General features: G+C 44.4%; 8 protein-coding genes. 4 read left to right on the top strand and 4 right to left on the bottom strand.

Going from position 1 to position 8,227, the window contains the following annotated elements:
• Positions 1–214 precede the first annotated feature (214 nt).
• Positions 215–634 carry a hypothetical protein gene (locus F6K38_RS31170; RefSeq protein WP_287358932.1) on the bottom strand — a complete coding sequence of 140 codons (420 nt, stop codon included), beginning with the start codon at positions 632–634 and terminating at the stop codon, positions 215–217.
• A 663-nt stretch (positions 635–1,297) separates the two neighbouring features.
• Here F6K38_RS31170 and F6K38_RS31165 point away from each other — a divergent pair.
• Both F6K38_RS31165 and F6K38_RS31160 read left to right on the top strand, forming a co-directional pair.
• Positions 1,298–1,477, top strand: a complete 180-nt coding sequence (locus F6K38_RS31165) for a hypothetical protein (RefSeq protein ID WP_287253303.1) — start codon at positions 1,298–1,300, stop codon at positions 1,475–1,477.
• A 6-nt stretch (positions 1,478–1,483) separates the two neighbouring features.
• Complete coding sequence (locus F6K38_RS31160; RefSeq protein ID WP_287253305.1) at positions 1,484–1,702, top strand: restriction endonuclease; 219 nt, start codon at positions 1,484–1,486, stop codon at positions 1,700–1,702.
• A 647-nt stretch (positions 1,703–2,349) separates the two neighbouring features.
• On the opposite strand, the gene F6K38_RS31155 is transcribed toward F6K38_RS31160, so the two are convergent.
• The gene (locus F6K38_RS31155; protein ID WP_044495632.1) at positions 2,350–2,724 is read right to left on the bottom strand and encodes a hypothetical protein; all 375 of its coding nucleotides are present in this window, start codon (positions 2,722–2,724) and stop codon (positions 2,350–2,352) included.
• Between the two features lie 882 nt (positions 2,725–3,606).
• The gene (locus F6K38_RS31150; RefSeq protein WP_154659978.1) at positions 3,607–3,747 is read right to left on the bottom strand and encodes a hypothetical protein; all 141 of its coding nucleotides are present in this window, start codon (positions 3,745–3,747) and stop codon (positions 3,607–3,609) included.
• 78 nt (positions 3,748–3,825) lie between these two features.
• Between F6K38_RS31150 and F6K38_RS31145 the strand changes: the two genes are divergently transcribed.
• Both F6K38_RS31145 and F6K38_RS31140 read left to right on the top strand, forming a co-directional pair.
• A complete protein-coding gene (locus F6K38_RS31145; RefSeq protein ID WP_287253309.1) occupies positions 3,826–5,151 on the top strand; it encodes a type IV pilus twitching motility protein PilT in 1,326 nt (441 codons plus the stop codon).
• A gap of 255 nt (positions 5,152–5,406) precedes the next feature.
• Positions 5,407–6,354, top strand: a complete 948-nt coding sequence (locus tag F6K38_RS31140; protein WP_008190849.1) for a circadian clock KaiB family protein — start codon at positions 5,407–5,409, stop codon at positions 6,352–6,354.
• An 86-nt stretch (positions 6,355–6,440) separates the two neighbouring features.
• Here the strand turns inward: F6K38_RS31140 and F6K38_RS31135 are convergent, their stop codons facing one another.
• Positions 6,441–8,159 carry an ABC-F family ATP-binding cassette domain-containing protein gene (locus F6K38_RS31135; protein ID WP_008190851.1) on the bottom strand — a complete coding sequence of 573 codons (1,719 nt, stop codon included), beginning with the start codon at positions 8,157–8,159 and terminating at the stop codon, positions 6,441–6,443.
• Positions 8,160–8,227: the final 68 nt, after the last annotated feature.

Raw genomic sequence — 8,227 nt, 5'->3', positions numbered from 1 at the left:
AGAATTTGTAAGCAGGTATACAAAATTGATTACACATTTCACAAAATTAAAAACCTTACAATGTCAGGATTACAGAAATTGAGAGTAGGTAATTAATTCTGTGTAGGTGTTTAATTCTACATTCTTAATTCTACATTCTTAATTCTACATTCTTAATTCTACATTCTTAATTCTACATTCTTAATTCTACATTCTTAATTCTACATTCTTAATTCTACATTCTGCCTTCAAGACCCTTCGACAACAATCGCTCCAATAACGGTTTAGGAATTGTCTCGAAATCCTCCAACAAGAAATCCATAATCGCCAGATGGCGCAAGTGACCAGGAGTGGGAGGGTAACAGCGACGACTGGTGTTAAACCAGCCGTTAACAGTTTGAGTAGAGCAAGAACAGATTAAAGCCATATCTTCCCTAGTCAGGTCCCACTTATTGTAAAACCGTTGCGGTGTCATACCCAATTCGCAGTAACTGTACAGTCGGATTAAGATTTGCTCTCGCTCCGTTATCGGATAGGGATAGGAATTTTCTCCCTTCGACTCCCTCGGTTGTGCAAGCTGTTGGGCAAGCTGTTCCAGGCGCTCCATGGCTTCGTGATAATCGATGGGATGATAAACGAATCGTTTTTTTGCCATGATAGAGTTACCTCCATTTAACTTGGGGGGGAGAGCCGCGCTTCCAGGTTGGTGGCCGATGAGCGCGGCTCTTTTTCCAATGATTATAGTATAACCAATGGCTACTATTCTTGTCAACAATAAAATCAAAAAAATCAAGGTAATTTACATAAAAGTTAATAATTATTTAAAATATAACGATTAGAATGGTAGTTTTTTTAGCTAGTAGCTTAAATCTGGATCATGGCAGTATAAACTTAGTGATTGCCCCAAGTTAAAAATTTACTTATCAAGGGAGGAAACAGGGAACAGTGATAATATTTGATTTTTTAAGTACTGAAATTGATTGTTATATTATGTCGGGATAATTACCCTTAATAAAAAGGGTGCATCTCAGTGTCTTGATGCAAAGCGCGAGTGGGGGAAACCACGGCAAAGCGCGAGTGGGGGGAACCCCCTTTGGCGGCGCTGCCTCCCCTGTTCCGAAGCTGCATCACTTTTGCAATTAGGCAAAAATTCGGGCGAAAATTCCCACACTCCTCACACTCCCCGCGCCCGGGCCCCACACTTCCCACACTTCCGATCTTTTTTACAAATATGAGATGCACCCAATAAAAATCTCCCCCATCTGGCCATCTGGCCATCTGGCCATCTGGCCAGATGAGGAGATGAGGAGATGGGTAATTGGTAGCGAAGCAACCGTTAACCTTTGACCAACCTTTGACCAACCTTCGACTAACCTTCAACCTGCAACCTTCACCCAACCTTCACCCAACCTTCACCCAACCTTCAACCAACCTTCAACCTGCAACCTACCCTACACCGAACGCCAAAGGCGAACAACCTGCAACCTGCAACCGTTAACCAACCTTGGCCTTTCGGCCACGCTACGGGAACAACCTACCCTACACCGAACGCCAAAGGCGAACAACCTGCAACCTGCAACCTGCAACCGTCAACCAACCTTCAACCTGCAACCTGCAACCTTCAACCAACCTTCAACCTTCAACCTGCAACCGTCAACCAACCTTCAACCTTCAACCTGCAACCTGCAACCTGCAACCTGCAACCTTCAACCTGCAACCTTAAACCTGCAACCGTCAACCAACCTTCAACCTTCAACCTGCAACCGTCAACCAACCTTCAACCTTCAACCTGCAACCTGCAACCTGCAACCTGCAACCTTCAACCTGCAACCTTAAACCTTCGTAGGATACTCTTGAATGTTCTCATCAAAAAACCCGGTCAAGACCGGGAAAATTGCTGAAAAACCAATCAACTTACCAAAGCTTGGCTTTATTTTTCAAAAAAATCGTGGAATGTTTGGAAGCCCCGTCTATGAACGGGCAGGGTGCTGACCGATACTTTTTAGCTACCAAAGTCTACCAATATAGACCAAAGCCCGCCAAGGCAAGATCCAATCGCATCCAGGGGGTATCTCCCAAAGCCCTCAGGAATATCCCACGAGCGCCATAAAAATGTCAAAAAAGTTCGTTCCACCGGGATTACAGCGCAACTATTCTACCTTGGTTTTCGGCTTTAATTTAAGTTACATAATAATCCCTGTCGGTGTTACCCTAATTTAAGTCTAACAAATAATAAGAGTTTTTGGTAGACTCTGCGACATTTTCTCTAGCTGTTTACTAACCTTTTTTGAGATCCTAGAAGGTCATCAATTATTAACATTCCGAGACTTGGGTCAGCTCACAAACCTTCTATGTGACTATCTGATCATGTTACCTGATAATGTTACAGGTGAGGGGGCAAGCCGCATAAACGGGAGTCTGGATCAGATCAGGCTCGCCATGTAGCCAATTTAACCAACGAACTTCCTGAGGATGAACCCCCTTAAAGGTTAAGACTCCTGCACCTAATATCACTGCTAAAACATTTACTCCAATCATACTACCTGCTACTAGTAATACAGCACTAACCGGCAGAATCGATTGTAGAGCGATCGCTAACAGAGCGCCGGTGGTCACCATCAATACAATCAACGGAAAACCGACAACCAGTAAGCAAACTGCCAAGGTAAATGCCCAAATTAAAAAGCTTTTGACCACTGCTAATGAATCAGTTTGTGTCAAGCTTTGACTTGTGGTTAATGCCATGGTGTTTTCTCCAGTAATCATTAAAAAAATGAATTGACAGTGTCTGTCATTCATTGACAGGGTCTGTCTTTGAGTAAATTCTTTGATTGGAAATTTTCTAGGTGAGTTTCAGTATAGGTAAAATTTTGATGAAGATGAACCTTTTGTCAAAAAAGTTTACAGTCAACTCGTCCGACCTATGTATCAAAATTGTTACAATCGTTAAAAGCCGGAAATTATTGGTTATCTTAAGACAGACCCATAATCTACCATTAGACAGATGAAGCAATTTTTGATCGCTGATACATGGACCGAAGATATAGACCCAATCAGTTATAGGGTTATAGTTAGAGTTATATAGACCGAATCAGTTATAGAGATAAGTTATAGAGTCGCAAGAACAAGAAAGGGAACTAGGGTCACCGAATCGGATCAGGATGGGTGAGGGGTTGACTCCGATTTGCTTAACATTTATTATACTTTGCTTAATATTTTTTATCCAAATTGAATAGTTTTCTAATATTAAGCATAATTACTGATAATTAAGGATAATTACTCATATTAGGTATTTGTGATTAGGACTTTCCCCCCCGTCCCTTGCTCAACCCTAATCTTAGGGGTGCTTTGAATCAATGGGGCCCTTTGCTTGCGCCCTGACGGCTTGCGCCCCGCCCTCAAGGTGATCTTAAATCTGGTCTTGAGCAGGGGAGAGGGTTTTAGAGCTTTTCCTGCTTACTCAAAAAGAAACAATCACAAACAATAACAAACAATTAGATGGTGACAGCTGACGAATTTCAAAACATACATAGTCCTATAAACACATCACCTCCTCACCATTTATAGCTCGAAGAAATGAAATTGGTCTATAGCGTTTCTCATACTTATCAGGTACACTCAATTTTCTTACCCCGACTCCCGACTCCCTCGGTGCGCTTGACCCGTAATTAAATTCGCCACGGGTCGCACCGCTCCCGACTCCCGACTCCCATTAACCCAGGACGAAAATCCCTTACCTAAGGTAGAACTGTTATAAGTTATACTCAACCCTAACTGTTGGGAAAACTTAATGTAAGAGTTTGTAAAATAAATTCTCGTAGCCCAACTGTAGTTGGTAGTTGAAAGATGACAGACCCACAGCGTTCACCCCGGATTGCACCAGCACCACCGCCTTCGAATATAGCGTCTAGACCAGTATCTGCTCAAGCCAATCAATCGAGACCTGCACAACCAAGAGCCATGGCTCCAAGAAGCAGTCAAGCCGGTGCCGCAGTAGCCTCACGCCCTCGGCCTGTGGCCACAGCAGCTCAGAATTCAGCCACTAACGTCCAAGCAAAACCATCCGCCAATCAGCACCAGCAGACACCCCGTAGCATCGGTCTGCCTCCTGGACAGTCAAGCTTAGAAAGCATTGTCCGTGAGGCCTTTGAGAAAGGAGTGTCTGATATTCATCTAGGTGTTGGTGAAACTCCCCGTTTCCGGAGTCGCGGTGAAATGGAGCCAACCGAATATCCACTCACCGATCACGCAACATTTAACTGTTGGCTCAAGGAAGTAATGACTGATGAAGAAATCCGGCGCTTTAGAGAAGAGTTGGAATTTGATGGGGCAACTCAGTACGAGTTTAGTCGGGTAAGGATTAATGTCTTCGATAGCCTTCTTGGTCCTGCCATGGTCTTGCGGATTATTCCCCTGAAGATATTGACCCTTGAGCAGTTGCGGTTGCCACCAATCCTGAAAGATGTCTGTCATTACCATAAAGGTCTCATTTTGGTCACCGGTCCCACAGGTTCCGGAAAATCTACCAGCATGGCCGCAATGATAGACTATATGAACAAAGAGATGGCGCGGCATATAATTACCATTGAAGACCCCATTGAATTTATCCACCAAAGTCGAAAATCTCTGGTTAAACAGCGGGAAGTAGGAATGCATACCCGTAAATTTGACCGGGCGTTGAAAGCCGCTTTGCGGGAAGACCCCGATGTGATTCTGATTGGGGAAATGCGAGATCGAGAAACAGTCAATACAGCTCTGAAAGCTGCTCAAACTGGTCACTTGGTCATGGGTACTTTGCATACCAACAGTGCCGTGAAAACCATTGAGCGGATTCTCAATCTCTACAATCCAGAAGAACAGGCTCCCATGCGGGTGTCCATATCAGAAGCCCTAGTAGGAGTCATTTCCCAAGGGTTGTGCCGTACTACCGATGGCAAGCGTGCTGCTTTTCATGACATCCTGATTAATACTGAATCCATTAAGGATTACATCCTCAAGGGCAAATACGAAGAAATTGAACAACTGATGGCGGACAGTGAATTTGACGGTATGGTTACCGTAAATAAATCCTTGTTCGCTCTTTACCAAGAGGGGCGTATTACTGAGGAAACTGCCTTGGAAAAGTCACCCACTCCCAACGAGATTGCAATGATGTTGCGCGGTCGGATTTAGGGATTAGGCAGGCTTGTATAGGGATTAGGAATTAGGGATACTGACTTAACCCCTAAAACCTAACCCCTAATATCATGTCCGGATAATTAGTGATGAAAAACCTTCTCCCTTCAAACCTTACTCCTTTCCTTCAGCAAAGCTGCCTTCTGCCCTCTGCCTTCGATTTACCAAAGTGTAAGTATTCAAACGGACATGATATCACACCATTACCGTAACACCTTGACCATCAAAACTAAATTGACATAGTACTAGCATATGCTGGATGAAACCCCCTCGCCCCAACTGTTTAAAGGTATTGCTATATTTACACCAGGGGAAGATCTAGTGTATAGCATTGACTTTAATAAGCAGAGTCACTGGCACCTGCATCTGTGTGCGAGTTTACAGGAAATACTGGGGTTACCAGAGCCACCTCATTTTTTAGTCCCCGGATATACTGCTACCATTGATCGGTGGATTGACCCTCAAACCAATCAGTTGCGCATGTCAGCAGAAATTCATTGGTTGGTGCAACATCATCAGGCATTGTTAAATGCCGTATTTGGCACTGACAACCTGATTTGGCAAGTAGCCCCTTGGGAGGAAGAGTCCTGTGACCCGGCGGTGCTAGAAACTTATCGCAATCAGTTTCCCCAACTTTGGGAAAACCACGACTTGATCCTGCGCATTGACCGCCCAGAGCCATTATCCTACTACGATACAGAAGAGGTTTTGCCAGAAAGGGTTACTAATCAAAACTCTGGGAGATGGTCACCTCAGCAGCATTTGAGAGCTATTGAAAAGCTGCCGGGTTTATCTAAGTCTGCCACTGATAGTACAGACTCACTGACTGTCACCGATGTCACCAAACCTGATTCTTTATCCAGGATGTCCCTGCCTGATGTGTCTCACTCCCAGGCACAACCTACCCATAGCTATGTCCTGCGTTTGTTCGTTTGCGGACATAGTACAGAAACTGAGTATACTCTCAAGAGTCTATACCAGTTGTTAGAGAATCATTTAGGTCATCCCTATACCCTAAAAATTATTGATGTTTTCAAGCACCCAGAACTCGCAGAAAGTGATCAGATCTCAGCTACACCGACACTACTCAGAGTATGGCCCGAGCCTGTCCGGCGGATTGTCGGTGATTTGAACGATATTGATCAGGTATTGCAGAGATTAACCAGCAATATAGTTGACTCCTCAGCACTTAAGCAATAAGCTTTTAATCGGTAATTTTAATCGGTAATAGGTAATATAGCAGTTCTCAATTGGGTATTGAAAACTGCTATATGTTACTTTTGTTGTTACTTTTGTTTAGCAGCAGCTTTCTTTTTGGTCTTTTTAGTCTTTTTGCTAGCATTTGCCGCTTTTTTAGCCGCTTTGGCCGCAGCGATCGCTTTTAACCGAGCTTCTTCTTTTTCCTGGGCAATCTTTTCAAGATAGTAGTGGTAATCTCCCAGATAGGTACAGAATTCGCCATCCCGGATTTCCACTATTTTTTTGGCCACTTTCGAGATAAAATAGCGGTCGTGGGAAACAATAATTACTGTACCATCATAGGTACCGAGTGCTTCCTCCAACATTTCTTTGGCTGGGATATCCAGGTGATTAGTCGGCTCATCCAGAATTAGTAAATTAGCAGGACAAAGGAGCATTTTGGCTAAGGCCAGGCGGGCTTTTTCGCCTCCACTAAGGGACTCAACCTTTTTATATACCGTGTCCCCAGTAAACAGAAACCGTCCCAATAGGGTACGCACTTCCTGATTTTTCCAGTCTGGGACTTCATCATGGATGGTTTCCATGACCGTTTTGCTCAATTCTAGGGCTTCTGCTTGATTCTGCTCAAAGTAACCAGGAATCACATTGTGTTTGCCCAGTCCTACTATCCCTTCTGTTGGCTTTTCCATTCCCATGATCATCCGGAGTAAGGTGGATTTACCGCAACCATTGGGACCGATGAAGGCAATGCGATCGCCCCGTTCAATCAACAAGTCTGCTCCCAGAAATAAAATCTTGTCATCATAGTCATGGACTAAATCCTTGATTTTGACTACCTCAAAACCACTACGAGGGGCAGGAGGGAATTGGAATTTGAGAGTTTTGAGATTAGCAGTTGGGGCTTCTATCCGTTCAGTTTTTTCTAATTGTTTCTCTCGGCTTTTGGCTTGGGTAGACCGGGTTGCACTAGCACGGAAACGCTCAATAAAGGCTTGCTGCTTTTCTATTTCCTTTTGTTGACGCTCGTAGCTACTCAGTTGAGCTGCCTGCATCTCGGCTTTCTGCTGGAGATAAGCTGAGTAATTGCCTAGGTAGGTAGTCGAGACACCCCGTTCGGTTTCTACAATTTGGGTACAGAGGCGGTCAAGAAACTCCCGGTCGTGAGATACTATTACCATTGGGGTCTTCAGACCCTTGAGATACTTTTCTAACCATTCGATGGTTTCCAAGTCAAGATGGTTAGTCGGCTCGTCCATTAGTAGGACGTCTGGCTTCTGGAGCAGGATTTTGCCTAAACTCATGCGCATTTGCCAGCCACCACTGAAAGCACTCACTAAGCGATCGCTATCCTCTGGCTCAAATCCCATCTCCGGCAAGATCTTGTCAATTTTTGCTTGTAAGCCATAACCATCGAGGGCTTCAAATTGGCGCTGCAACCTATCTAGTTTTCTAATCAGCCCTTCCAATTCTGCTTCATCAGCCATTTCCATGGCGTTTTGGACTTGTAGCATTTCGGAGTGTACGTGGTTAGCTTCCTTAAATACCGTCCAGAATTCTGCTGAGACCGTGCGGGTTGGGTCTACTTCAAATTCTTGGGTGAGGTAAGCGATATGAAGACTGGCAGGACGGATAACAACGCCGCTGGTGGGTTCCATCTCTCCAGCAATAATTTTCAGTTGGGTAGATTTCCCGGCACCATTGACGCCAACTAAGCCAATGCGATCGCCTGGTTTAACTTCCCAGTTGACATCCTTTAGAACTTCGCCAGTGGGGTATACTTTACTAATTTGTTCGAGTCGCAGCATTAAGATGTCTCCAAGGAAAATTTTAGCTGGGGACTTTTATTCCTGATCCCAAGTTGCTGTCGGGTTGA

Origin of the sequence: Moorena sp. SIO3B2 (genome assembly GCF_010692525.1) — a bacterium.
GTDB classification, from domain to species: Bacteria; Cyanobacteriota; Cyanobacteriia; order Cyanobacteriales; family Coleofasciculaceae; genus Moorena; species Moorena producens.
The sequence above is the reverse complement of the archived record's forward strand: the minus strand, read 5'-3'. Positions and strand labels throughout refer to the sequence as shown.

Coding starts and splice junctions, on each gene's coding strand:
- F6K38_RS31155 (WP_044495632.1), bottom strand. CDS start 2,724: ATGGCATTAACCACAAGTCAAAGCTTGACACAAACTGATTCATTAGCA.
- F6K38_RS31140 (WP_008190849.1), top strand. CDS start 5,407: ATGCTGGATGAAACCCCCTCGCCCCAACTGTTTAAAGGTATTGCTATA.
- F6K38_RS31145 (WP_287253309.1), top strand. CDS start 3,826: ATGACAGACCCACAGCGTTCACCCCGGATTGCACCAGCACCACCGCCT.
- F6K38_RS31135 (WP_008190851.1), bottom strand. CDS start 8,159: ATGCTGCGACTCGAACAAATTAGTAAAGTATACCCCACTGGCGAAGTT.
- F6K38_RS31170 (WP_287358932.1), bottom strand. CDS start 634: ATGGCAAAAAAACGATTCGTTTATCATCCCATCGATTATCACGAAGCC.